Below are 25,583 nucleotides of genomic sequence, written 5' to 3'. Positions count from 1 at the left end.
GGCGTTCACAGTTCGATTTCATCGCGATCACGGGTGGTGTCGGCCGGGTTGTCCCGGCGCGCCAGCCAGACCAGGCCATCCACCGTCTCGGCCAGTCCGGCCACGGTCGGCCGCTCGAACAGGTGGCGCAACAGCAGGTCGAGGCCGGTCGCCTGCTGCAGGCGGTTGACCAGTTGCGCCGCCATGATCGAATGGCCGCCGAGATCGAAGAAGCTGTCGAGCACGCCGAAATCGCTGCGCTCGAGCACCGCATGGAAGTTTTCCAGGATCAGCTCCTCGGTGGCGGTGCGCGGCGCCATGGCGCGCGCCTGGCGGGCCGTGTCGGCGGCCGGGGCGGGCAGGGCCTGGCGGTCGATCTTGCCGGCGACGGTGAGCGGCAGCTCGGCAAGCTGCACGAATTCGGCCGGCAGCATGTATTCCGGCAGCACGGCGCGGATGGTCGCCCGCAGCTGGTCGGCGAGGTCGTCCGGGGCCTGGTCGGCGACCACATAGGCGACCAGTTGCCGGCGGCCCGGCGTGTCCTCGCGGGCGACGACGCAGGCGGCGCTGACCGCCGGATGGCTGGCGATGCAACGCTCGATTTCGCCGGGTTCGATGCGGTGGCCGTGCAGCTTGACCTGTTCGTCGAGGCGGCCGAGGAATTCGAGATTGCCGTCGGGCAGCCAGCGGGCGAGGTCGCCGCTGCGGTAGAGGCGGGCGCCGGGCTCGCTGGAGAAGGGATCGTCGATGAAGCGCCCGGCGTCCGGCCCGGGCGGCCCAAGGTAGCCGCGCGCCAGGCCGCTGCCGCCGATGACCAGCTCGCCGGGGACGCCCGGCGGCTGCAATTGCAGCTGCGGGTTGACGATATGGATGCGCACGTTATCGATCGGCCGGCCGATGGGGATGGTGGCCGGTACGCCGTCGTCCGGGCAATCCCAGCAGGTGGCGTCGATGGTCGCCTCGCTCGGCCCGTAGAGGTTGCTGAGGCCGACCTGCGGCAGGCTGCGGCGGAAGGCGCCGGCCAGTTCCGGCGTCAGCGGCTCGCCGCCGCAGAAGACGTGGCGCAGCGGTGACACGCCGTGCACGAAGGACGGCTCGGCGAGCAGCATGCGCAACTGGGTGGGCACCAGCTGCAGGACGGAGATGCGTTCGCGCCGGACGGTCGCCGTCAGGTAGGTGGGATCGCGATGGCCGCCGGGCCGGGCCATGACCAGCCGGGCGCCGACCAGCAGCGGGGCGAAGAACTCCCAGACCGCGGCATCGAAGACGAAGGGGGTTTTCTGCAATACGGCGTCGGACGGCAGCAGGGGGTGCGTGCGCTGCAGCCAGAACATGTGGTTGGCCAGCGCCGAGTGCGGGATCAGCACGCCCTTGGGGTGGCCGGTTGATCCTGAGGTATGGATGACGTAGGCCAGATGGTGGGCTGCCACCGGGCTGCTCACCGCCGTTGCCGGCTGGGTGGCGATGTCCGGCCAGTCTTCGTCGAGCCAGAAGGTAGCCGGGAGCGTGTCGGGCAGGCGCTGGCGCAGGTCGGCCTGGCCGAGCAGGACGACCGGCTGCGCCTGGTCGAGGATGTCGGCGATGCGTGGCGGCGGGCAGTCCGGGTCGATGGGCAGCCAGGCGCCGCCGGCCTTGAGGATGCCGAGCAGGGCGACCACCATGTCGAGCGAACGCTCGGCGTGCACGGCGACCAGGCGGTCGGGGCCGACGCCGTGCTGCTGCAGGTGGCGGGCCAGGCGGTTGCTGCGCATATCGAGTTCGCGGTAGCTCAGGCGCTGCTCGTCGGCGACCACCGCCACGGCCTCGGGGCGCTGTTCGGCCTGGGCCTCGAACAGCCGGTGCAGCAGGGCGCCGCTCGGGTAGGGAACGGTCGTCGCATTCCAGTCGCCGAGCAGGCGCCGGCGTTCGTCGGCGGTGAGCAGCGGCAGCGCGTCGATGGCCCGGTCGGGGTCGGTGACCGCTGCATCGACCATGATCAGCCAGTGGCCGATCAGGCGCCGGATGGTGTCGCGTTCGAACAGGTCGGTGCTGTATTCGACCGCACATTCCAGACTATCTTCGTTTTCGGAGAAGAGCAGCGTCAGGTCGAACTTGGCGGTATCGCCGGTCAGCTCCTGGTGGCCGGAATAGACGGCCGGCAGCACTTCGCCGGCGAATTCGCGCAACACGCACATGACCTGGAACAGCGGGCTGCAGGCCGGATCGCGTTGCGGCGCGAATTCGGCGACCAGGTGCTGGAAGGGCAGTTCGCCATGGGCGTAGGCGTCGAGCGCCGTCTGCCGCTGCTGGCGGAGCAGCCGGCGAAAGCTCATGCCCGGCACGAAGCGGCCGCGCAGGACGAGGATGTTCAGGAAGTAGCCGATCAGCGCTTCGGTTTCGCTGCGCGCCCGGCCGGAGAAAGGTGTGCCGACCAGGATGTCGTCCTGCCCGGTGTAGCGGCGCAGCAGGGCCATGAAGGCGGTGTCGAGGACCATGAACAGCGTCGCCTGCTCCTGGCGGCCGAGGGCTCTCAGGCGCTCGGCCAGCTCGCCGGGGACGACGAAGTGTTCGGTGGCGCCGCGGAAACTCTGCACGGCCGGGTGTGGATGGTCGGTGGGCAGGGCCAGCCGGGTCGGCGCGCCGGCCAGGGCGATCTTCCAGTAGGCGAGCTGGCTGCGCAGGAAATCGCCTTGCAGGCGCTCGCGCTGCCAGCAGGCGAAATCGCCGTACTGGATGGGCAGCGCGTCGAGCGCCGGCTGCCGGCCGGCGGCATGGGCGGCGTAGAGCTGGCGGACTTCCTGTTGCAGGCGCTCGAGGCCCCATTCGTCGGCCAGGATATGGTGCATGACCAGCAGCAGGCGGTGTTCGAGGTCGCCCATATGGACCACCGTCCACCGTAGCAGCGGCGGTCGGGCCAGGGTGAAGACATGATGGCCGGCCAGCTCGGCGATGCGGCGCCATTCGGCTTCGCGTTCGTCCGGCGGCAGCGCCGACAGGTCGCGCTCGGCCAGTGCGATGCCGACCTTGGGCAGCGCGATCTGGACGGCATGGCCGGCGCGTTCGGAAAACGCCGTGCGCAGGATTTCGTGGCGATGCACCACGTCGTGCAGCGCGGCGGCCAGCGCCCGGCCGTCGTAGGGGCCGCGCAGGCGGATCATGTCGACGATGTTGTAGGCCGGGTTGCCCGGTGCCAGCTGCTCCATGAACCACAGGTGTTCCTGGGCGTAGGACAGCGGCAGCGGCCCGTCGCCCTGCCGCCGCGGGATGGGCGGCGGGCCGGACGCCTCGGGGTTGGCTGCGAGCAACGTGGCGAGTTGGGCGATGGTCGGGTGGTCGAACAGCATCTCGATGCGCAGATCGACCCCGAAGGCGTCGCGCAGCCGTGAGACAGCCTTCAGGGCGAGCAGCGAATGGCCGCCCAGGTCGAAGAAATCGTCGTCGATGCCGATAGTGGCGACGCCGAGCAGCTCGCTCCAGATGCTGGCCAGGGTCCGTTCGACGGCGTCGCGCGGGGTGCGCCGCGTGTCGTCGGCCGGGACGGTAACGGGTGGGGCGGGCAGGGCGCTGCGGTCGAGCTTGCCGTTGCGGGTCAGCGGCAGTTGGTCGAGGCGCACGAAACGGGCCGGCAGCATGTGCTCGGGCAGCCGCTGGGCGAGGAATTCACGCAGCGCCTCGGCCGCCGGTTCGGCCGTCGGATGGGGCACGAACCAGGCGACCAGGCAGTACTCGCCGGCCCCGGTTTCGCGCACCGCCACGGCGCCGGCGGCGATGTCGGGATGGGCGACGAGATGGGCCTCGACTTCGCCGGGTTCGATGCGGAAGCCGAGCAGCTTGATCTGGTCGTCGCAGCGCCCGACGTACTCGAGAACGCCGTCGGCACGGTAGCGGGCGAGGTCGCCGGTACGGTAGAGGCGGGCTTCGGGCTGGCCGGAAAAGAGGTCGGCGATGAAGCGTTCGCGGCTCAGTTCCGGCTGGTTCAGGTAGCCGCGCGCCACGCCGACGCCGCCGATGTACAGCTCGCCGGTGATGCCCGGCGGCAGCGGATGGAAGGCGGCGTCGAGGACGTAGAGACGGGTGTTGGCGATCGGCCGGCCGATGGGGACCGGGCCGCTGTCGGGATCGTCGGGGCGCAGTTCGTAGGTGCAGCAGCCGACGACGGTTTCGGTCGGGCCGTATTCGTTGATCAGGCGGGCATGCGGGGCGTGACGGCGCCACGGCCGCAGGTGCTCGGCGAACAGTTGCTCGCCGCCGATGACCACGGTGTGCGCCACCTGCGCCATTTCGGCCGGGCCGAGCTGGTGGGCGAGCAGGTCGAGGTGGGCCGGGGTGATCTTGAGCAGGCTGCGCCCCTTGCCCTGGCGCAGGGCGGCGACCAGATGGCGGGTGCCGTCGCCTTCGGGGAGCAGCTCGACTTGGCCGCCGACGAGCAGCGGCGGATAGAGACTGGTCACCGTCAGGTCGAAGGCGATCGACGAATGGACGATGGCCGAGGCGCCGGCTTCCAGGCTGTAGGCGCCGATCGCCCAGCACAGGTAATTGACCAGGCCGGCATGGACGATCATGGCGCCTTTGGGCTGGCCGGTGGAACCCGAGGTGTACATCACGTAGGCCAGGTTGGCCGGGGTCGCCGTGGCCGGCAGGTTGCCGATCTTTTCCTGGGCGATGCTTGCCCAGTCGGCGTCGAGGCAGACCGCTTCCACCGCAGTGGCGGCGAACAGCGGCCGACAGCGGCGCTCGGTGAGCAGCAGGCGCAACTCGGCGTCGCGCACCATGAAGGCCAGGCGCTCTGCCGGGTAGGCGGGGTCGAGCGGGACGTAGGCGGCGCCGGCCTTCCATACGGCGAGCAGGGCGATCAGCAGGTCCGGCGAGCGGCCCAGGCAGACGCCGACCAGGTTTTCCGGCCCGATGCCGCGCCGCCACAGGCTGTGTGCCAGCTGGTTGGCGCGGGCGTTGAGTTCGCGGTAGGTCGTCGCCTGTCCGGCATGGACGACCGCGATGGCGTCGGGCGTGCGCGCCGCCTGCTGTTCGAACAGCTCATGCACGCAGCGATTGGGGAATTCCGTCGGCGTGGCGGGCCAGTCGTGGGCGGCGGTGTCGCCGCCCTCTCTTTCCGTTATCACAGCGACCATCCGATGATCTCCTTCATGATTTCGTTGCTGCCGGCATAGATGCGCTGGACGCGGCTGTCGGCCCACATCCGGGCGATCGGGTATTCGGTCATGTAGCCGTAGCCGCCATGCAGTTGAAGGCACTTGTCGACGACGCGGCACTGGCAGTCGGTAAGCCACAGCTTGGCCATCGCTGCCGTCACGTCGTCGAGCCGGCCGGCCAGGAAGCGGCCGATGCAGTAATCGAGGAAGACGCGGCCGATCATGGCCTCGGTGCGGCATTCGGCGAGTTCGAAGCGGGTGTTCTGGAATTCGATCAGCGCCTTGCCGAAGGCCATCCGCTCCAGCACGTAATGGGTGGTGATGGCGACCGCCCGCTCGGCGGTGGCGACCGCGTCGACGGCGATGCCCAGCCGCTCGTAGGGCAATTGCGCCAGCATCTGCGCGAAGCCGTGGCCTTCCTCGCCGCCGAGCAGGTTGGCGGCCGGCACCCGCACGTCGTCGAAGTACAGCGGGCAGGTGTCCTGGCCGTGCATGCCGATCTTTTCGAGCGGCCGGCCGCGCCGGTAGCCGGTCAGGCCGGTGGTCTCGGCGACGATCAGCGCCATGCCGCGGCTGCCCGGCGCGGCCGTATCGGTCTTCACCGCCACACAGACCAGGCCGGCGTGGCGGCCGTTGGTGACGAAGGCCTTGCTGCCGTTGATGACGTATTCGTCACCGACGCGACGGGCGGTGGTGGCGATGCCCTGCAGGTCGGAGCCGGCTGCCGGTTCGCTCATGGCGATGGCGCCGACCAGGTCGCCGCGGGCCATGGCCGGTAGCCAGTGCCGTTTCTGCGCCTCGCTGCCGTAGGCCAGCAGGTAGTGGGCGACGATGCCGTGTACGCCGCAACCGAACTGCACGCCGGCGCCGAGCAGTTCCTCGCGGACCACCGCCTGGTGGGTGAAGTCGCCGCCGCCGCCGCCGTATTCGGCCGGGATGTCCGGCAGCAGCAGGCCGGCCCGCCCGGCCGCCGGCCAGGCCTCGGGATCGGGCCCGTTCTGCCGTTGCCAGCGCGCCTGGCGCGGGACGAACTCGTTCTCGACGAAGCGGCGGACGCTGTCCCGGAAGATACGCTGGTCCTCGCGCATCCAGGCCGATTGGTAGGGGGCACCCATCGTCAATGGACCCATGCCGCCGGTGGCGTCGCCTGGCCGCCGACGACCAGCGCGCCGACGAAACCGGGACCGGGCTGGAAGCTGTGCAAGGCCCAGCCGCAGACTTCGCCGCCGAGCCGGCCGACGCGCTGCAGGCGGGCCGGCGTGCCGGGTGCCAGACTGACGTCGAAGGCGTCGAGCGGATGGCGCAAGCCGTCGCCTGTGGCCTTGACGAAGGCTTCCTTGCGCGTCCAGGCGTTGAAGAAACCGAGCAGCTTGTGGCGCGCCGGCAGGGCGCGGTAAGCGGCCTGCTCGCGGCGCGAGAAGAAGCTGGCGACAAGGTGGTCGGCCATCGGCATCGGCCGCAGGCGTTCGATGTCGACGCCGACCTCGGCTCCTTCGGCGAAAGCGAAGACGGCCAGGCCGTCACAATGGGACAGGTTGAAATGCAGGTCGGCGGCGGCACACGCGCCGGCCAGGGCCGGCTTGCCGTAGCGGCCGCAGGCCAGTTCGACCGCCTGCGGCGGCAGGCCGAGACGGCTGCCGAGCAGGCAGCGCAGGGTGGCGTGGGTGGCGACGTAGCGCCGGCGCAGGCCGGCCGTGGCCAGGCGTGCCGCCTTCTGCCGTTCTGCCGTATTGAGTGTGGCGACGGCCGCCGCCAGTGCCGCGCCGTCGATGTCTAGCTGCCGGGTGACCAGTTCGACCGCCGCTGGCCGCAGCATGCTCCGCGAACCGCTCGTTTCGCCTTGCGCCATGTCGTTCTCCTGTTGCCTGCAGACGGGCTGCCTCCTGGCCCGTTCCGAAGGGGAAGTTTCGCGTACCGGATGCCCGGCGACGACGGTGCCCCGGGTGAGCCATCCGGCCTAGCGCTGTTTATTTCACTTCAACGGCGCGGCGTTGCTGGCCGGGACGCTTGGGCAGGATGATTTCCAGGATGCCGTCATGCAACGTGGCGCTGATCGCGCTGGTGTCGATGCCGGCCGGCATGGGCAGGCTGCGCGAGAAATTGCCGGAGGTGATTTCGCAGCGCACGAAGTCCTTGCGCCGCTCGACCTGCTCCCGGTTCACCGTGCCGTGGATGTTGAGCGTCTGTTCGCTGGCCGAGACGCGGATGTCCTTTTTCTCGACTCCCGGCAATTCGGTGCGCACCAGGATTTCCTTGTCGCGGTCGATGATGTCGAGCTGCGGCGTCCGGGTGATTTCGTCGTGCCCCGCGAGGGTGCCCCAGAACGGCCAGTTCATCGGGCGCATCCAGCCGTTCGCCACGAAACGTTCGAAAAGGCGTTCCATCTCTTCCAGTGGGTTGAACATCGGCACCCTGGCGGGGCCTGCTCCTTCGCCGGCTACAGGCGACGGAGTCTGGGCGATGGCGATGTCGTTGCGGGTTTCGCTTGCCATGCTGTTTCTCCTCGGATAAGTCGCAGAGATCGGACCAATTGCAGAGCATGATCCGGGCGGGCTGCGCTTTCCGTATGCTGTCCCACACAGCCGCGCACGGAAGCCGGTGGGTTCAGCGCGGCGCCGATGCGCTGACTGTCATTGGTGAAATACGTTTTTCCTACATTGATCGGGAGATCGACACCCGACGATTTCCCTTTTGCCCATGTCGACATTTTTTGCAGGGTTTTTGGTCATGCGGCAGGGCATCGCATCTTTCGGCACCGTCTCGAACGTCTTCCGCCATCCTGGTAGCAGAGGGTATGGCGGACCATCGATGCGCCCGCTATCCATACTCCACGCGAAAGTGCCGGATAGCTTGGTGGCCGTGCATCTCGGTGAAATCGGGCGACCGTGTTTTGGCAACTGAACCGGTGTCGTCGACTGTCGGTCGAGCGTGTATTTGTCGCTGATCATCCGGCAGGTGAACGTTCGGATGTCCTTGATGCAGTACGTTTTTTCTTACATCGGTCAAGACATCGTCAGCAGACGATTTCCTCTTTTCCCATGTCGACAATGTTTGCAGAGTCTGCGCAGTAAACCAGCGCTCGGCGGAGTCTTTCACGCAGAACAAGGCCTTCTTCGACGTGGCATGGTTAATGCCATGAAGGAGCCAATCCGCCGGGATCCAATGCACATGTCACAGTGTTCCGGGGCGTCTGAGGGAGTCGCAAAATGCCCGTTCTTCATTCAATTATTGATGTGTTTCCGAGGCTGTATGCTCCCGCCACGGGAACAAAGCGATTTGCGGCAGCCGCTTGTATCGGGGCTTTCATGTTGGCACTGGCCGTTGCTAGCCCAGCCAGTGCGCAAATGACCGATACGGCGGAACGATGGGTGCCCGGCAGGCTCCTGGTGCAACCCCGCCCCGGCCTCTCGGACGAGGAATTCGCCAAGATACTGAAAGTCCATGGCGCCAAATCGGTTGGCCGTATCCCCGGGATCAACGTGCATATCGTGCAACTGCCGCCCAATGCTTCGGAAAAGGCCGTTGCGGCACAGCTGGCCCATAACCCCCATATCAAGTTCGCCGAGCGGGACATGCTTCTTAAGCCCGAGTTGACCGCCAACGACACTTATTACTTCAGCGAATGGCATCTCACCACGATCGGGGCTCCGAGTGCCTGGGATATCAGCAACGGCAACAGCATCACCATTGCCATTGTGGACACCGGCGTCGAGGCCAGCCATCCCGATCTGGCCGGCAAGCTGGTAGCGGGCTGGAACTATGCCGACAACAATTCAGACACCAGCGACGTGTTCGGTCATGGCACCAAGGTGGCCGGCACAGCAGCCGCTATCACCAACAATGGTATCGGGGTCGCGGGCGTGGCGGGTGGCGCCAAGATCATGCCGATCCGCGTCACCAACACGTCCGGCCTGGGCTCCCTCAGTTACATGGCCTCCGGCATCGTCTGGGCCGCCGACCGCGGCGCCCGGGTTGCCAACCTCAGCTTCGAGGCCGTTGGTGGTTACTCCACCACGCAAAGCGCAGCCCAGTACATGAAGAACAAGGGCGGGCTGGTGACCACGGCTGCAGGCAATGGCGGCACGCAACAGACTTTTGCCTACAGCGACACCAACATTGTTGTCGCAGCCACCGACGGCGTCGACAACCGGGCCAGTTGGTCCAACTACGGCGATTTCATCAGCCTGGCTGCGCCCGGAGTGTCCATCTATACCACCGCTCCCGGCGCCGGTTACGGCGCAGTGAGCGGTACGTCATTTTCGGCGCCGATTACAGCCGGAGTGGTCGCACTGATGATGGCTGCCAATCCGACGCTTCCTGCCGCCAAAATTCAGAGCCTGCTCTATTCCACGGCCCTTGACCTCGGTAGCGCCGGAAAGGACATCTATTTCGGCTATGGTCGGGTAAATGCCGGAGCCGCTGTGCTCGCCGCCAGGAACACCTCCATCAGCGATACCGTCGCCCCGACGGTCAGCCTGACTGCGCCCGCTTCCGGCGCGACTGTTGCGGGGCTGGTGTCCGTCAATGTCAGTGCCAGCGACAACGTCGGCGTGAGCGGTGTCGATCTGCTCGTCAATGGCACCAAGCTGGCCAGCGATTCGGCTTCGCCCTACGGGTTCACATGGGACAGCAGCAAGGTCCCCGATGGCAATGTCACATTGACGGCGGATGCCTACGATGCGGCCGGCAACCGGGCATCGAGCTCGATCACCGTCAAGGTAGCCAATACCGCCGATGCGGTACCCCCCGTCGTCGTTATCAGCCAGCCTGGCGATGGCGCGAAGGTGAGCGGCAACGTCAATATCGTCGCCACCGCCAGTGACAACGTCGCAGTGGCCCGCATGACGCTCTACATCGATGGCGAGAGCAGGGTCACCGCCAGCGGCGCCAGTCTGTCCTACAACTGGAAGACACGTAGAGACTCGATGGGCACGCACACCATCAGGGTCGACGCAACAGACCCCAGCGGCAACACCGGTAGCCGGATCATTCAGGTCGTGAAGTAGATGACCCCCAAGAATTTAAATAAAAAATAGTTCATTCCCCCGTTACGCAATTCAAGGGGCTCCAAAACGGAGCATCAGGGAGGTTGCGTCTATCCAATTTTCCTATCAGGAGCAGCACCATGACTTCATGCTTGAAAGTGAAACCCGTTGTCGCATTGCTGGGCGCGGCAACCCTTAGCCTTGCGGCACCGGCGGTCTTCGCCGAGACTTGCAATTTGACCAGCCAGATAGGGGCTACCCCGTGTGCGCTGGGGGCAGCCATTTATGAAAATCCGGATAATTCGGTCATCGTCGGCTCCGGAGTCGTCAATCCTTTCCTGACCGTGCAGCAAAACGGCACGGAGTCGGGATTCAGTACCGACGCCCTCACGAATAACCTGCCCCTCAACGTCAAGCGGGCAGAAGGTAATGGCCAGTTCACGCGAACCTTCTCCACGTCGGATCTGGGTACCGTTGTCCGGAACGGCATCACCTATTACCAATTCTTTCTCGACATTAACGAGCCGTCCGGCGGGGCCTCGAGCCTGCTCTCCCTGGATTTGCTGAAAATCTATAACGCTGGGAATGTCGGTTCGATCAACCTTGGAACGGGCACCACATTTACTACTCTGGAAAACCTCTACGGACCTGCGCTGTATAGCCTTGGCTCCGACAACGTATTGCTCAACTACGACGTATTCGGCAAAGGCAGTGGCGCCGGAATTGACATGGACGTACTGATCAACGCCAGCCTCTTTCAAGGCGCGGGGCGATTGGTATTTGCCACCGCCTTCGGGGGGAGTGCAGCGAGCGGGGATGGCTACGAGGAATGGTGGTACCGGGCTGGCAGCGTCCCGGATACTTGCCCGCCGGGAACGACCGGCGATCCACCGTTCTGCGTGCCGGTCTCACAAGTACCGGAGCCGGGTAGCCTGGCCTTGCTTGGTCTTGGATTGATGAGTTTCGTTGCCGTCCGGCGCCGCCGGGGCATTTAACGGGGTAGCGGCTAAGGGCCGGAATGACCGCACATCGTTTCAATTTCTTGTTGCGGGCATTCCAGCCTTCTTCATTTCACCATTGCGAGCGGTGCTGAAATGCGTACCGATTAGCTGCGAATGGAAATTGGCGGCTCAGCGCGGCGTGATGGTGCCGGCCGGCGCCGGCAGGTACACGAATTTCCAGTCGGCAAAGCTGGCGAGGTTGGGTGCCCACTCGAGAACGGCGGGGAAATTGGCCTGCTTGATCGGTTTTCCCGGCGACAGGCTATAGACGCCCATGATGCCGCCCTGCGGCGCCTGGACCAGGCCCCATTGCGCCGAGCCGGTCAGCGGGTCGCGGTAGGGGCGGCGCAGGTAGCGGCGGATGGCGGGCGAGCGCGGGTCGACCAGCAGCGCCTCCAGGCTCGGTGGGTAGACGCCGCCGGGCGGTGCTTCGTAATACTGGCGAATGGCGTTGCGGTACTGCAGGCCGACGAAGAGCAGTTCGGCTTCGAGGCTGCGCTGCCGGCTCTGGTGCCAGAAAGTCCCTGCCGCGGCCAGCCCGGCCCCGAGCGCGGCGATGGCGATGAGCAGGGCGAGCAGGACGACGCCGCCCTGGCCGCCGGCAAGGCTACCAGCTGTTGTAGAGCGTGCCATCCCTGGCCTTGCCCGGCGCGCCGCTCCGTATGTCGAAGACGCCGCCCTGCTGGGTGCCGGTGGGCGCCACGATCACCCAGCCGGTGTTGCTGTCGGTGAGCGGATCGGGCGGAATGCGCCGCAGGTATTTGCGGGCGACCAGTTCCTGCAGCGACGCCGGGTAGCGGCCGTTGTCGCCGTAGAACTTGTCGATGGCGTCGCGCATCTGGTGCAGGTTTTCACGGAGCACGGTTTCCTTGGCCTGCTCGACGCGGCCGAAGTAGCGCGGCACGGCCAGCGCCAGCAGCAGGGCGACGATGGCCATGCTGACCAGCAACTCGATCAGCGTGAAGCCGGCGCGCCGCCGGCCGGCGCGAAGGTTACCAGTCATGGTACGGAATGCCGTTGATGCCGGTGTCGGGGCTCAGCGAATAGACGTCGTAGACATCGTCGCCGGGTTGCGGCCGATCGTAGGGGCTCTTGTAGCTGCGCTTGCCCCAGCTGTCCTCGGCGCGTACGCCGGGCGCGGCGAAGGGATCGCGCGGCAGGCGGCGCAGGAAATGGATGGTCCGCCGCTCCGGGCTCTTGTTGTCGATGGCGCCGTCGACCAGCAGGCCGAGCGTGCGCGGATAACCTGCGTCGCCGGGGCGCACCGTGACCCGGCCGTCGTCGGCGGCCTGTTTGTAGGCGTCGAGTGCCTCGCGGATCTGGCGCAGGGCGGTGCGCAACTCGATCTCCTGGTTGCGCTTGACCGCCAGTTCGGCCAGCGGCAGGGCCATGGTGGCGAACAGGCCGACCAGGGCGAGGACCACCATCAGTTCGATCAGCGAAAAACCTTGCCTGCGTTCCATACTTCACTCAAGGCGTTACGGTGACGCCGGCGGTGGCCGGCGCAAAGTCCGGCCCCGGCGCCTCGCCGGGCAGGGCGGTGATCGGGCTGTCCTGGGCCGGGCCGAGGGCGCGGAATTCCAGTTCGAGCACGTCGCCCGAACCCTTGGCGCCGCCTTTGCCCGCCCGGGTCTGGGTCACGAACAGGCTGCCCGATTCGGCCTCGACGCGCTGCCCGCTTTCGACCACGGCATTGCCCTGGGCCATGAAACGGCCGGGCCGGGCGCTGAGCAGCTCGAAGACGTCGGTGTTGTAGACAACCTGCACCGGCAGCCGGTTCACGGGCTGGGCGCTGGCCACCTTGAGCGTCATCCGGAAGCGGCTGCCGGCCTTGGCCGCCGGCGGCCCGCTCCAGTGCAGCACGGGCGGCCCGGGCGGCGCCGGCGCAGCGGTCGGCGGGGCGACGCTTTTTTCCGCCGGCGCTGCCAGCTCGGCCGCCGTCAGGGTCAGGGCCGGCGATTTCAGGCGCGGGTCGTTCTCGGTGCCCGACCAGAATTCGGCCGGCACCTGCGGCGGCGGCGCCAGGCCGCGCACCAGGCGCGGGGTGATGACCAGCAGCAGCTCGGTCTTGTCGTTGCTGTCGCGCTGGCTGGAGAAGATGCGGCCGAGCACGGGCAGGTCGCCGAGGCCGGGGAAGCGGTTGGCGGCGGTGACATCCTGGGCGTTGATCAGGCCGCCCAGCACCTGCGTCTCGCCATCCTTGAGGCGGAGCACGGTCGAGGCGTTGCGGCCGCCGATCTGGTAGGCCGAGGTGCCCGAGCGGCTGACCACTTCCTTGGTTACCGAACTGACTTCCAGGGCCAGCTTGATCGAGATTTCGTCGTTGGGGAAAATGACGGGTTCGACTTCGAGCTTGAGGCCGACGTCGATGTACTGGACGTTTTCGGAGACGAAGCCGGTGGCGGTGGCGGTGGTGGTGATCACCGGCACCCGGTCGCCGATGCGGATCAGCGCCTTCTCCCGGTTATGGGTGCGGATGCGCGGATTGGCCAGCAGGTTGGTATCACTGACCACGCGCTGCAGGTTGAGCACGGTGTCCGAGATGGTCGCCCCGGTGTTGCCCGGGCCGAGATGCTGCAGGTCGGCCAGCGTGAGCACCGTGCCGGAACGGGGCAGCGGCGACAGCACGAGCTGCTCGGGGAACTTGACGCCGAGGTTGAGCAGGCGCGACCGCTGGATTTCCAGCACCTCGAGTTCGAGCATCACTTCCGGTTCGCCGACATCCTGGATGCTGACCATGCGCTCGACCAGGCGGATCATTTCCGGCGTGTCGCGCACGATGAGCAGGTTCAGCTTGTCGTCGGCGAAGACGTTGCGCGCCTTGAGCACGGTCTTCAGCATGGTCACCATCTGCTTGGCCTCGGTGTTGGCGAGGAAGATGTTCTTGACGATCAGGTCCTGGTGGTCGCCCTGCTTGGCCGTGGTGTCCGGGTAGATGAGCAGGGTGGTGTCGTTGAGGATGCGCCGGCGCAGCTGGTTGGTGCTCAGCATCACGTCGAGCGCCTCCTCGATCGAGACCTGGTGCAGGAAGACGGTGACCGGCAGGCTGGGCGGCATGTCCTTGTCGAGGACGAAATTGAGCCCGGCATAGCGCGAGATCGCCTCCAGCACCTGCTTCAGTTCGGCGCCGCGGAATTCCAGCGACACCTGCTTGGCGAAGCTGCGGCGCAGGGCCGGATTGACCGGGTCGTAGCGCTGGCTGCGCTCGTCGATCTGCCGGCGCAGGGCCAGGGCTTCGGCATGGCGCGGCTTTTCGCGCAGCACCAGATCGGTCTTCTCCCCGGCGCCGGCCAGGTCGCCGGCGGCGAACAGCGTCTGCGCCTCGGCCAGTTGCTCGGCCAGGCTGCGTTCCTGGACGACGGCGGCGAGGCCGCTCATGGCCTGGGTATTGTTGCGGTCCAGGGCGAGGACGCGGCGGTAGAGTCCGACGGCCTCGTCGAAGCGGCCGTTCTGCCGCGCGTACTGGGCGTCGGCAAGCAGGCGGCCGATCAGGCGGGTCTGGGCGTTGAAATAGTGGATGCGGTATTCGCGATTGCCCGGCGCTTCCCGGGTGGCGGCCTCGAAGTAGGCGAGGGCCTCTTCCAGCCGCCCCTGTTCGAGCAGCGTGACGCCCTCCTGGTGCGTGCTCTGGCCGGCGCAGCCGGCGACCAGCAGCAAAGCGGGCAAGGCCCGCCAGCGCCAGCTGACGGGCGAAATTTCCGTGGTCATCATGTAGCGGCCCCCATGGGAAGTGCCTGCTCGATTTTCAGGGGCCGATAGAGAAAAAATACCTCATCGTTCTTGAGCCGGACGACCCGGTAGACGCGGTCAATGGTGTCGCCCGGCCGTACTGCCAATACCTCGTTGTCGCGCAGCAGGAAGACGACTGTGGCCTTACCCGGTTCGTCGACCTTGCCCAGGTAGCGGAAGGGCAGCGGCGGCGCTTCCGGCGGCGGCGGGGGTGCCGGCGTTTCGGCGGCGGCCGGGGCTGCGGGAGTGGCTTCCGGCGGCGGTTCCCAGGTGCGCTGGGCGAAGATGTCGGGCGCTTCGGTCGCCGCCTTGGGAGGGGCCGGTGCGGCCGGCCCGGTGTCGGCTGGCGGCGGGCGGTTCGCCGCCGGCGGCGGCCGGTCGGGGCCGGCGGACGGCTGGGCAAGCCACCAGGCCACGCCGGCGGCGATGACGGCGAGGAGGACCGGGATCAGCAACAGCCAGCGGCGGCGCCGGCCGGGCGGCAACGTGATCTTCATCCCAGCGGCGCGAAATAGAAGGACAGGCGCAGGCTGGCCTCGACCTGCGGCTCGCCGGCCTGCTGGCGTTGCAGGGTCAGCTCGTCGAGCACCGGCGCCGCGGGCAGCGCCAGGACATCGCGCAGATAGCCGCGCAGCGTGGGATAGGCGGCCTTGAGCGGCAGGCTGACCTCGAGCCGGCGCTGGCCCTCCTTGTCGCTGAGCTGGTAGGTGGCCTGCTCGATGCTCAGGCCGTGCTGCTGGGCGATGGCGGCCAGCGCCTTGAGCGAGGCGGTGGCCGAGGTGAAGCCCGGCAGGGTTTGTCCGGGAGCCGCTTCCGCTGCGGCCGGCGCCGCCCTCTCGGCTGCCGACAACTGCGCCTTCTCGCTCTCCAGGCGGGCCAGTTCGTCGGCGCCGGGGGCCACGCTGCCGGTGTAGTACGACAGGCAGAAGAGCAGCAGGCCGATGCCGGCGATGCCGGGGCGGCCCAGCCGGTCGAGCGCCGCGCGGTTCATGGCGGCGCCTCGCGCAGGCGGGCGAGCACCGTGAAGCGCACCGGTTGCCGGGGATGCTCGCGCACCACCTCGTATTTGGCCAGGTAGGCTTCGCTGAAGGCCGGCGCCGTCTGCAGGCGCTGCGCGTAGTCGAGTGCCGCCGGCAGGTCGCGGGCTTCGCCGGTGACGGTCACTTCGCGCAGACCCGGGGTCAGGCCGAGCAGGGTCACCGTCTCGTCGGCGGCGCCTTCGAGCGAGGCGAACAGCGTCTCCCAGCGCGCCGCCGAAGCGGAAGCCGGCGGTGCCGGGGCGGCGCTTTCGGTGGCCGGCTTGGCCGCTTCGGCGAACAGGCGCCGGCGTTCGGCCGCCTGGCGCAGCTTGGCGACCTGGGAATCGGTGGCCTCGATGTCCCGGCCGAGGTCGGCCGACATGCTGAGCAGCACGCCGCTGAGCAGCAGGCTGCCGACCAGCAGCGCGATGCCGGGCAGCTGGCGGCCGGGTGGCGGGCGCTGGTAGTCCAGCCAGAGCGGCGCCCGGGCGGCCATCAGTTCAGCCCCCAGGCGTGCAGGGCAGGGCCGGACAGCAGGCGTTCGACCCGCCAGGCTGGCGGTTCCGGCGCCACCGCCTGGCCGCTCAGGTCGCACAGCCACAGGCGGCCGCCCGCCGGGCCGTCGGCCAGTGCCTCGGCCTCGGCGAGCAGACCGGGCAGGGCGGCGGGTTCCCAGGCCCGGCTGCTCACCGCCTGCCAGCCGCCGTCGCCGAGTGTGGCCAGCGTGATGCGACCGGGCTCGACCAGGGCCAGCGTCCCGTCTTGCCCGCCGATGGCCGGCCGGACCCGGTTGAAGATGCTCATCAGGCCGGGCTGCACCGAGCCGAGCATGGCCCGCCCCTCGCAGGCGGTGCGCAGCGCGGCGAGCAGGGCGGTCGGCACGGCGCTGGCCAGGGCGAGGTCGCCGTCGCCCGGGCTGATGCGGAATTCCCAGGCGCTGGCCAACTCGCCGAACAGCTTGCGGAAAATGACGCGAGCCAGGTCGTCCTGCTCGCCGAGGGCCAGCTGCTTGCCGCGCGGCAGCACGGCGTAGCGCACGTAGTGGCTGGACAGCGCAACGCTCAGCGTGCGCGCCTGCCAGTCCGGCTCGTCGAGCAGCAGTTCGAGGGCTTCGATGCCGGCCTGCCACGGCGGGCCGGCCGCGGACGGGGCGAGCGGCACGCTCCGTTCGGCCAGCCGGCGGCGGCGCCAGAAGCCGAGACGCACGGCGTCCAGGCGGTCCGGGGCGAGGCCGACAACGAGGCGTTCACGCGACAAAGGTGACACGATTGATCTCCTCGAGCGTGGACAGGCCGTCCCGGACGAGGTCGAGGGCCGCCGCCCGGATGTCGCGCATGCCGCTGCGTTCCGCTTCCTCGCGCAATTGGCGTAGCGGCGCCTCGGCGACGATCAGCTCGCGCATGTCGTCGTCCAGGCGCAGCAACTCGACCACCGCCCGCCGTCCCTTGTAGCCGCTGCCCCGGCAATGGGGGCAACCGCTGCCCTGGCGGAAGTCGAAGCCTGCAACATCGCTCTCCGTCAGCCCCGAATCGGCAATCAGTGCGGCATCGGGGTGGGCCGGCACCGTGCATTGCGGACAGTTGAGGCGGACCAGGCGCTGGGCGAGGATGCCGTTGATCGCCGAGACGAAGCTCTGCGGCGCCACCGCCATGTGGCGGAAGCGGCTGATCACGTCGAAGGCGTTGTTGGCGTGCACGGTGGAGAACACCAGGTGACCGGTCAGTGCAGACTGGATGGCGATCTGCGCCGTCTCGGCATCGCGGATCTCGCCGACCAGGATCTTGTCCGGGTCGTGGCGCAGGATGGAGCGCAGCCCCTTGGCGAAGGTCAGGCCCTTCTTCTCGTTGACCGGGATCTGCAGCACGTCGGGCAGTTGGTATTCGACCGGGTCCTCGATGGTGATGATCTTGTCGCGGCCGGTATTGACCTCGCTGAGCACGGCGTAGAGCGTCGTCGTCTTGCCGCTTCCGGTCGGCCCGGTGACCAGGAACATGCCGTAGGGCTCGCGGGCCAGGCGGCGCACCTGGCGCATCATCTCCGGCCGGAAGCCGAGGGCGTCGAGGGTCAGGCTGCTCATCTGGTCGGTCAGCGCGCTCTTGTCGAGGATGCGCAGCACGGCGTCCTCGCCGTGGATGCTGGGCATCACCGAGACGCGGAAATCGACCTCGCGCTGGTTGATGCGCACCTTGAAGCGGCCGTCCTGAGGCACCCGGCGCTCGGAAATGTCGAGTTCGGCCATGACCTTGATGCGCGAAATGACCTGTTCGGCGGTCTGCACCCCGGCCGGCTCGGCGATGGGGGATAGCACGCCGTCGAGCCGGTACTTGACGCGCAGCCCTTCGCCGGATGATTCGAGGTGGATATCGCTGGCGCCAGCCTTGTAGGCATCGTAGAGGGTCGAATTGGTCAGCCGGACGATGGCGCTGGACTGGCTGTGGATGCTGTCCAGGCTCAGCGACTCGATGCCCTCGTCGCCGGCCGCTTCGTCCGGCGCGGCGGCGGGAGCCAGGGCGTCCATGGCCAGCATGCCCTCGCCGTAGTCGGCGAGCACGGCGGCGATGTCGGCGGCGGCGGCGAAGGCCAGCGTGAACGGACGCCCCAGGTAGGCATCGGCCCACGGAATGAGATGCGCTGCAGACTCCGGGTCGGCAATCAGCAGCAGGCCTCCCTCTTCCTGCACGGCGAGGCAGCGATGGATTTGCGCCTCGGCGTAGGGAAGGATGTCGAAGGCCGGGGTCAGCGCCGCGAGGTGGTCGCGGGAGAGCAGGTGGGCGCGGTCGTTTATTACACGGTCGTTCATCACAGGGTCCCGGCCAGTTCGAAAATGGGCAGGTAGAGCAGGACGACGACGAAGGCGATGAACAGCCCGATGGTCAGCATGAGCAGCGGTTCAAACAGCTTGAGGAACCATTCGCTCCAGCGGGCGATCTCCTCGTCGTAGAAATCGGCGATGCGGATCATTTTTTCGCCGACGTTGCCGGCCTTTTCGCCGACTTTGAGCAGTTCGGCGGCGACCGGCGGCGCCAGATCGTATTTTTCCATCGCGCCGGACAGCGCGATGCCGGCCCGGATGTCGAGCACGACGTGGTCGAGCGCCACCCGGCCGTCCTCGTCGAGCAGTTCGCGCGCCAAGCCGAGCGCCGTGGTGATCGGGATGCCTTCGCGCTGCAGCAGGCCGAGGGTGCGGAAGAAGCGGGCCAGGGCATAGATGCGGAAGCGGCTGCGCAGGCCGTGCAGCCACTTGAGGCCGAGCAGCCAGTGCAGCACGCCCTGGCGGTGGCGGGTCTGGCGCACCAGGTAGGTGGCGAGCATGGCGAAAAAGACCAGGCCGAGCAGGATTTCCAGGCCGTAGGCGTCGAGCAGGCCGCCCCATTCCATCAGCAGGCGCGACATCAGCGGCAGGTTGCTGCCGAATTCCTCGTAGATGCGGGAAAAGCGCGGCACGACGTAGGTCATCAGGAAAACCACGACCAGTCCGCCGACGCCGAGCAGCAGGGCCGGGTAGATGGCGGCCGAAACCACGCGCTTGCGCGCCTGGTCCATCTGCGTGCGGTAGTCGATGAAGCGGCCGAGGCTGCCGGCCAGGTCGCCGGTCTGCTCGCTGGCCGCGGCGAGCGCGATGTAGAGCGGCGGGAAGATGGCCGGGAAGGCGCGCAGCGCGGTCGAGAAGGGCTTGCCTTCGCGCAGCTGGCGGATCAGCACGTCGATCAGCTGGCGCCGGGTGCCGTTCAGTTCCTTGCGCGACAGCGTGGTCAGCGCCTCGATCAGCGACAGCCCGGCTTCGAGCAGCGAGCGCAGTTCCTGGCTGAAGAGGACGAGGTCGAGCGGCGGCTCCTTGCGCCGGCGCTGGGCGAACCAGTGCCATTGCTGGCGGATCGACACGATGTCGATGCCGCGTTCGCGGGCCTGGGCACGGGCGTCGTCGAAACTGGCGGCGTCGAGTGCCAGGGTGACGACCTGTTGCTGCTGGTAGGCGACGATACGGAAGCGCATGTCGGCCGCCTGCTTACCAGTTGGTGATGTCGGCGTCCTCGCCGCTGCCGCCCGGCGTACCGTCGCGGCCGTAGGAGTACACGTCGATCTCGCCGTGTTCGCCGGGGGACTTGTAGAGGTAGGGTTTGTTCCACGGATCGACCGGCAGCCCCTTCTTCAGGTAGGGGCCGGCCCACTTGGCGACGCCGGCGGGCTGGACGACCAGCGCGTTGAGTCCTTGCTCGCTGGTCGGGTAGCGCCCGACGTCGAGCCGGTACTGGTCGAGCGCCTTTTCCATGGCGTCGATCTGGGCGCGGGCCGCCTTGGTCTCGGCCTTGCCGAGCTGGCCGAAATACTTGGGGCCGACGTAGCCGGCGAGCAGGCCGATGATGGCGACGACGACAAGCAGTTCGAGCAGGGTGAAGCCGCGCAGCCGCCGGGCCTCCCCGACTGGCGGGGAGGTCTGGTTAGATACGAAGGGCGGAGGCTCAGGCATGTTGATTCCTTCTGCCGGAGACGATCGCAGCCTACCGGCGTGTGTTCACATCCATGCCCTAGAAGCCTTGCAGTGCTGCCGCGGCATTGTTGAACAGATTTGCACCTCTGCCGTAGTAGAGCGGTGTTTCGTAATACGCAATCGATGTCTGCCCGGCCCAATTGGAGTCCCACTTGTACGGACCCATGCGCGGATAACCGTTTTTGCCGTTATAGGCATTCAGCCCGGTATAGGTGAACAGCTTCTCGAAATTTCCACCCGGCTTGGCGCGCCAGACCTCGAAGATGGGGTTGTGCGAAGTCAGGTAGCCCGCCCGGTAATGCAGGATGTAGCGATACCAGACACCGGCCGGCATGATTGGCTCGGTATGCAGGGTGGGGCTGTCGTACCGGTCGGGATTCGATCCGCCATGGGATTGCCAGGTCGATGGCGGGTTCGAGTTATACGAGGCGCGCCAGTAGATGGTGCCCGACGTGGAGCCCGTCAGGTACATGGCATAACACGGACCCGTCGCCCCGGACTCCGCGGAGTGCGATTGGGCCACCAGAGTCGACCCGCTCCACGAGGTGGGGAAGGTTTCTCCCGGCTTGCGCATCACGGCAAAGGCCATCCACGTATCGACACCCACCGGGAAGTCGTAGCTGGAACTTTGATAAAGCAGTTCCGAGCGGTGCGTCGATCCCCAGGCATAGGGCGCCGCCTGCATGATGCGGTGGAGGTCCACCTTGCGCCCGGAGCCGTTGGGGTCGGTCACCGGCCCGAGGATGACGTTGCCGTTCCAGGTCTTGGCCGTGGTTGCCGTATAGGAACCGCAGCCGCCGCTGCCGCCGTCGAGCAGCAGACAGGCCGAGCTATACGAAGCCATGGGCAAGGGGGTTGCTGTCGGGGTCGTAGTAGGCGTCGGAGTCGGCGTAGGCGTTGGGGTTGGCGTGGTTGTGGTGGTCGTAGGAGTGGTTGTGGTGGTAGTTGGTGTAGTCGTTCCTGTCGACGGGGTCGTGGTGGTCGAAGTTGCCGTGCCCGCCTTCGGGCCGAACAGCATGGCCGAGGTTCCCGCTTCGTGGGCACCGATATCCGGTCCCGCACCGACAAAGTTGTCGTTGAAGTTGGGGATGCGCACACCCTTGTCGTAGCCCGGGCTCGACGGCGCCAGCTGATAGAGGCCGTTGGCTTCGCTGACCGCGCCGTTGCCGGATTGGTAGATCGGCGTGCCGCGGATGCCGTTGGTCTCGGTGGCGCCGCTCAGCGTGCCGTTGTACAGGTCGTAGCCGAAGTCGTCGCTGCCGTCGCCGCCGCGGATGGCGGCCGAACTCGATTTCCAGGTCTGCAGGATGTTGTTGCGCGACACCGTGTTGGTGATCGTCAGACCGGCCGGGACGATGCCTTCGCCGGCGCCGAGCGGGTAGGTCGAGCCGGACTGCGTCAACTGCAGCAGCGTGTTGTGGAAGATGTAGCGGCGGCCGCCGCCGATGGTCGACGACTGACTGCCCGACTTGGCGAAGCCGTTGCGGGTGTCCTGGTCGGGCGAGGAGAGCTTCAGCATCTTGCTGCGGTTCTGGACGTTGCGGAAGATATAGACCGGTCCGGTAGCTGCCACCGTCGTCGCCACGCCCAGCGTCGTGCTGTCGATGTAGTTGCCCCAGATGCGCACGTTGCGGTCGGCGCCTTCCGCTTCGATGCCGTCGTCCCAGGTGTTGCGGATCAGGTTGCCGTTGATGTCCGAATCGTAGTTCGGGAAGCCGACGGTGCTGAAGTTGCAGCAACCGCCGATGGCGTCGTTGTAGTAGTTGCCGCTGCTGCCGCCGACGATCTGGTTGTAGCGGATGACGTGGTTGCCGCCGCAGCTTTCCAGCGTGATGCCCTGCGGCCCTTCCGGGTGGCCGAGCGACCAGCTGTTGGCCGTGTAGCGCGGATCGTGGATGGTGTTGCGCTGGATGATGACGCGCTCCATGTTCTGATTGGAGCAGACGGCATGAACACCCGAGTCGTAATTGACCCCGAGGTTGCCCTCGCTGCTGCTGCCCTTCAGGCGGCCCCAGCCGCTGATGTCGTTGTCCTCGATGATCACGTCGTGGGCGCCGTCGAGCAGGCGGATGGCGTCCTGGCGGGCGCCCTTGAGGTTGAAGCCGCGCAGGATCACGTACGGCGCCGAGATGGTGACGTTGTAGGTCTGGCTATTGCCGCCATCCAGCGTCGAACGGGTGCCGGAGGGCGAGGTGTACAGCACGTAGCCGCTCGCGGTACCGCCCGAGGTGATGGCCAGGGTCTGCGAACTGCTCGGCACGGCGACCGTGCGGGCGATCGGGAAGGCTTCCTTCCAGGTTGCGACGCGCACTTCGGCCACCGGGTTCTGGCCCGGCATGCCGACCTGGATCGCGTAGCTGGTGCCCGGCGACAATTGCACCAGGCTGCCCCGGCATTCGCCGTTGCGGCTGTCGTACCACAGCGGCAAACCGGTCTTCCAGGTGGTTTCGCCGAACTTGTGGAAGCGCACCGCACAGCCGGCACTGCCCGGATTGGACGTCGGTTTCCAGTAGACGCCGATCGATTCGAAAGTGGCGACGGCCCGCGTATTGGTCGATGGCAGCGTCTGCGGCGGCTCGGTCCCGGTCGGGGTCGGTTCCGGTGTGGGAGTAGGCGTCGGCGTTGGCGTGGGGGTTGGTGTGGGTGTCGGGGTCGGCGTAGGAGTCGGCGTCGGCTCGGGAGCCACGGCACCGACGCTGACGACGCCGGCGGCGTTGATGTTCACGGTCTGGCTGCCGACCGGGATCTTCCAGACGCCGTCGGTCTTGGTGGCGCTGGCGGTGACGGTGGTGCACCCGACATTGAGCAGGGTGACGAATTCGGCGGTCGGCGTCTTCGCCGTGCTGGCGAAACGGCCGTGCCATTGCTGGGCGCCGCTGCTCGGCGCCACGGCAAACTGGCTGGTCTGGGTAAAGCGTACGGCCGGTCCGGCGAGCTGGGTGACGCACAGCTTCTGGGTGCCGTTCTGGATGGAAATCTGCCGGTCGTTAACCGCCGTCATCTGGTTCACGGCGTGGATGTTCCATTCCCACTGCCGGCTCGTCGCCGAGGCCAGGTTGTCGTACACCAGGATCAGGTTGGGGCGCAGATAGACCAGCGAGCGCACCGCCTTGCTCAGGTTGCCGCCGTAGGCCGCGGTGGCGTCGCCGCTGACGATGTCGTAGGCGGGCGACGTGGAGAACTGGGTCAGCTTGCCGCTGCCCATCCTGCCGTTCTGTTCGTAGAACTGCTGGCCGAGGCCGCCGTCGTAGGTAATGGCGTTCTTGGCCTGGGTGGTCTTGTACCAACCCTTCCAGTGCGCCGAGTTGTAACTGTCGTAATAGCCCGATTCGATGGCCAGGCGCTGGCCGCCGGCATTGACCACGAAACTGTTCTGGTCGGCGTGGCTATGGTTGTAGGCGCCGTAGGGCGGGGGGCTGGACTTGAAATAAACCGAGGTGCGCGCCGTGTTGGACAGGTCGCTGTGCATGGCCACCTGGCCGGCGGCCGGCATGGCCAGCGCGTTCGGCGTGCCGGCCGGGAAGGGCGCCGGTTCGGTGAAATCGGCGGGCGGCGCCATCAGGTATTCGATGCGGGTCTGCAGTTCGCCGGTCAGCCGGCTGGCGTGCCAGCGGCCGAGCGGGGTCGGGGCGAAATAGGTGTAGCCGGTACCGTAGCGCGCCTGGTGCTCGCTTTCGTTCATTTCGAAGCCGTCGCCGAACACCGTCGTGCCGCCGGCCATGCCGGGCGGCGTGAAATAGGTGAACTGGCGGCTCCAGTTGCGCACCCAGGCCTTCTGGGCGAGGTTGATGCCGGTCGCGTTACGCAACTGGTACCACATCGGCAGCAGGTCGCCGATATCCCAGAAGCCCTGCGCATTGGCATTGGCGAAGCTGCCTTCCTCGGTGCCCCAGGGATTGGTCAGGTTGAGCGCCAGCGGCAGCGTGTTGGGCAGCCAGGTCGCGCTGGCTTCGCTGAGGTCGCCGGCGAGCTGCGTCGAGATCACCGCCAGGGCGGTCAGCGTGCGGTTGCCCTGCGAATCCCGGGGATTCTTGGCGATCCGGGAGCGCGAGCCGATGATGTCGTTGTACATGTCGCCGACGCGCACGCGCAGCATGCTGAGGATCTGCGTGCGCTGGGTCGAGGTGAAGCGCGGATAGAGCCAGTCGTAGCCGGTGGCAACGGTCCACGTCAGCATGCGCGCCGAGGCATCGTTGCCGGCCTTGGTGTAGTCGGTGGCGCCCTTGGGGTCCCAGGCGGTGAGATTCATCACGCGGCGTACGCCCTCGCGGCAATAGCTGTCCTGGCCGCTATAGACACAGGCCTGGATGGCGGCTAAGGCCGATTTGCTGAAATTGTAGGCGTCGGTCGGACCGGAGCCGGAGCTGGGCAGCGCCTCGGTAAGGCGGCCGTTGACCTCGGTGAGCAGCGCATTGACGGCGGTCTGGCGCTGGCTCTTCATGGTGGCGAGGGCTGTCGTGTCGGGCAGGCTGCGCGGGTGGGCCTTGGCGGTGACGGTGCTGAGGATGGCGCTGGTCTTGGGCACCAGGAAAGGCTTGGCGGTGGCGCCGACAATGAACTTGCGGGTCACGCTGCTGCCGCCGCCGGCATAGCTGACCGTCCAGCTATAGGTGCCGGCCGGCAGGTTTTCGTCCCAGTTGGCCCAGTTCTGCGTGGCCGGCAGCGTCCGTGCGTGGCCGTCCGGATAGATCAGGTTCAAGGAATAGGAAGCGCTGGTGCTGACATCGGGCCAGCTGAAGTCCGGCGGATTCTGTTCGACCACCGCGCAGTCGCGCGGGCGGATATCCTGGGCCAGCGGGTCGCTGCTGACCATCCAGTCGGCTTGCGGATTGGGCACGCAGGCCGACGAAGTCTGGGCGGCTGCCGGCAGGGACGGCAACAACCCCACAATGATCAGGCTGATCAGAAAAAGGGCCTGGAGAACCACCGGAGCAACCCGATGCAAAGTTTGAATCTGGACCGCAGAAATTGATTTACTCAAGATTTTTACCTTCGACGTGTCGAGAATCCACACCACAGCGTTGGCGGAGATAGTCATTTCAGGGGGGACTCGGAAGCGGCAGCGGAGCGTGCCAGCTTCCCTCGAGGGCAAGTTCGACAGCCCATTTGTGCAAGTTATCCGTGGCCGGCATAGGCCAATTGGCCTATATCCCCCGCCGAACCGCCATTTAGAAGGATTTCGTCGGCGCCCGCCCCGGCCGATATGGTCCGAATGGAGCAGGCAAGCGGGCCGCTGGCACACGCGGCTTAAA

Annotated in this window: 18 protein-coding genes; 2 read left to right on the top strand and 16 right to left on the bottom strand. The window is 67.2% G+C overall.

All coding sequences use genetic code 11. The features are described from left to right. Positions 1-5 precede the first annotated feature (5 nt). The 4 genes from LZ012_RS16725 to LZ012_RS16710 form a co-directional block, all read right to left on the bottom strand. Positions 6-5,087, bottom strand: coding sequence for a non-ribosomal peptide synthetase (locus LZ012_RS16725; RefSeq protein WP_275712034.1), 5,082 nt, complete (start codon positions 5,085-5,087; stop codon positions 6-8). Beyond that, positions 5,075-6,238: an acyl-CoA dehydrogenase family protein gene (locus LZ012_RS16720; RefSeq protein ID WP_275712033.1), complete on the bottom strand. Its 1,164-nt coding sequence runs from the start codon at positions 6,236-6,238 to the stop codon at positions 5,075-5,077. Before LZ012_RS16720 ends, LZ012_RS16725 begins: the two co-directional genes overlap by 13 nt. Continuing rightward, positions 6,226-6,957 carry a 4'-phosphopantetheinyl transferase family protein gene (locus LZ012_RS16715; protein ID WP_275712032.1) on the bottom strand — a complete coding sequence of 244 codons (732 nt, stop codon included), beginning with the start codon at positions 6,955-6,957 and terminating at the stop codon, positions 6,226-6,228. The genes LZ012_RS16720 and LZ012_RS16715 overlap by 13 nt, the downstream gene beginning before the upstream one ends. A 118-nt stretch (positions 6,958-7,075) precedes the next feature. Beyond that, complete coding sequence (locus LZ012_RS16710; protein WP_275712031.1) at positions 7,076-7,600, bottom strand: Hsp20/alpha crystallin family protein; 525 nt, start codon at positions 7,598-7,600, stop codon at positions 7,076-7,078. A gap of 813 nt (positions 7,601-8,413) precedes the next feature. On the opposite strand from LZ012_RS16710, the gene LZ012_RS16705 reads away from it, so the two are divergent. Continuing rightward, positions 8,414-10,114: a S8 family serine peptidase gene (locus tag LZ012_RS16705; protein WP_275712030.1), complete on the top strand. Its 1,701-nt coding sequence runs from the start codon at positions 8,414-8,416 to the stop codon at positions 10,112-10,114. 119 nt (positions 10,115-10,233) lie between these two features. After that, the gene (locus LZ012_RS16700; RefSeq protein WP_275712029.1) at positions 10,234-11,088 is read left to right on the top strand and encodes a PEP-CTERM sorting domain-containing protein; all 855 of its coding nucleotides are present in this window, start codon (positions 10,234-10,236) and stop codon (positions 11,086-11,088) included. A 135-nt stretch (positions 11,089-11,223) separates the two neighbouring features. On the opposite strand, the gene LZ012_RS16695 is transcribed toward LZ012_RS16700, so the two are convergent. From LZ012_RS16695 to LZ012_RS16640, 12 genes are read right to left on the bottom strand one after another with little or no spacing between them, the layout of a single operon-like run. Next, on the bottom strand, positions 11,224-11,727 hold the full coding sequence (locus LZ012_RS16695) for a type II secretion system protein (RefSeq protein WP_275712028.1): 504 nt from the start codon (positions 11,725-11,727) through the stop codon (positions 11,224-11,226). Continuing rightward, positions 11,702-12,097 carry a type II secretion system protein gene (locus LZ012_RS16690; protein ID WP_275712027.1) on the bottom strand — a complete coding sequence of 132 codons (396 nt, stop codon included), beginning with the start codon at positions 12,095-12,097 and terminating at the stop codon, positions 11,702-11,704. Before LZ012_RS16690 ends, LZ012_RS16695 begins: the two co-directional genes overlap by 26 nt. Further along, complete coding sequence (locus tag LZ012_RS16685; protein ID WP_275712026.1) at positions 12,087-12,557, bottom strand: type II secretion system protein; 471 nt, start codon at positions 12,555-12,557, stop codon at positions 12,087-12,089. Before LZ012_RS16685 ends, LZ012_RS16690 begins: the two co-directional genes overlap by 11 nt. Positions 12,558-12,564: 7 nt before the next feature. Then, on the bottom strand, positions 12,565-14,805 hold the full coding sequence (locus LZ012_RS16680) for a secretin N-terminal domain-containing protein (RefSeq protein ID WP_275712025.1): 2,241 nt from the start codon (positions 14,803-14,805) through the stop codon (positions 12,565-12,567). Continuing rightward, positions 14,802-15,320, bottom strand: a complete 519-nt coding sequence (locus LZ012_RS16675; RefSeq protein ID WP_275712024.1) for a hypothetical protein — start codon at positions 15,318-15,320, stop codon at positions 14,802-14,804. The genes LZ012_RS16680 and LZ012_RS16675 overlap by 4 nt, the downstream gene beginning before the upstream one ends. Continuing rightward, a complete protein-coding gene (locus tag LZ012_RS16670; RefSeq protein ID WP_275712023.1) occupies positions 15,317-15,814 on the bottom strand; it encodes a GspMb/PilO family protein in 498 nt (165 codons plus the stop codon). The genes LZ012_RS16675 and LZ012_RS16670 overlap by 4 nt, the downstream gene beginning before the upstream one ends. After that, entirely contained in the window at positions 15,811-16,338 is a 528-nt protein-coding gene (locus LZ012_RS16665) for a hypothetical protein (RefSeq protein ID WP_275712022.1), read from the bottom strand. Before LZ012_RS16665 ends, LZ012_RS16670 begins: the two co-directional genes overlap by 4 nt. Then, a complete protein-coding gene (locus LZ012_RS16660; protein ID WP_275712021.1) occupies positions 16,338-17,108 on the bottom strand; it encodes a hypothetical protein in 771 nt (256 codons plus the stop codon). Before LZ012_RS16660 ends, LZ012_RS16665 begins: the two co-directional genes overlap by 1 nt. Beyond that, positions 17,089-18,642 (bottom strand): GspE/PulE family protein, encoded by a 1,554-nt coding sequence (locus LZ012_RS16655; RefSeq protein ID WP_275712019.1) that lies wholly within the window; start codon positions 18,640-18,642, stop codon positions 17,089-17,091. Before LZ012_RS16655 ends, LZ012_RS16660 begins: the two co-directional genes overlap by 20 nt. Continuing rightward, complete coding sequence (locus LZ012_RS16650) at positions 18,642-19,835, bottom strand: type II secretion system F family protein (protein WP_275712018.1); 1,194 nt, start codon at positions 19,833-19,835, stop codon at positions 18,642-18,644. The genes LZ012_RS16655 and LZ012_RS16650 overlap by 1 nt, the downstream gene beginning before the upstream one ends. 13 nt (positions 19,836-19,848) lie before the next feature. Beyond that, the gene (gene gspG / locus LZ012_RS16645) at positions 19,849-20,310 is read right to left on the bottom strand and encodes a type II secretion system major pseudopilin GspG (RefSeq protein ID WP_275712016.1); all 462 of its coding nucleotides are present in this window, start codon (positions 20,308-20,310) and stop codon (positions 19,849-19,851) included. A 58-nt stretch (positions 20,311-20,368) separates the two neighbouring features. After that, positions 20,369-25,258: a heparinase II/III domain-containing protein gene (locus LZ012_RS16640; RefSeq protein WP_275712015.1), complete on the bottom strand. Its 4,890-nt coding sequence runs from the start codon at positions 25,256-25,258 to the stop codon at positions 20,369-20,371. Between the last annotated feature and the right edge of the window lie 325 nt (positions 25,259-25,583).

It is taken from the genome of Dechloromonas hankyongensis (assembly GCF_022012295.1).
Lineage (GTDB): Bacteria > Pseudomonadota > Gammaproteobacteria > Burkholderiales > Rhodocyclaceae > Azonexus > Azonexus hankyongensis.
The sequence above is the reverse complement of the archived record's forward strand: the minus strand, read 5'-3'. Positions and strand labels throughout refer to the sequence as shown.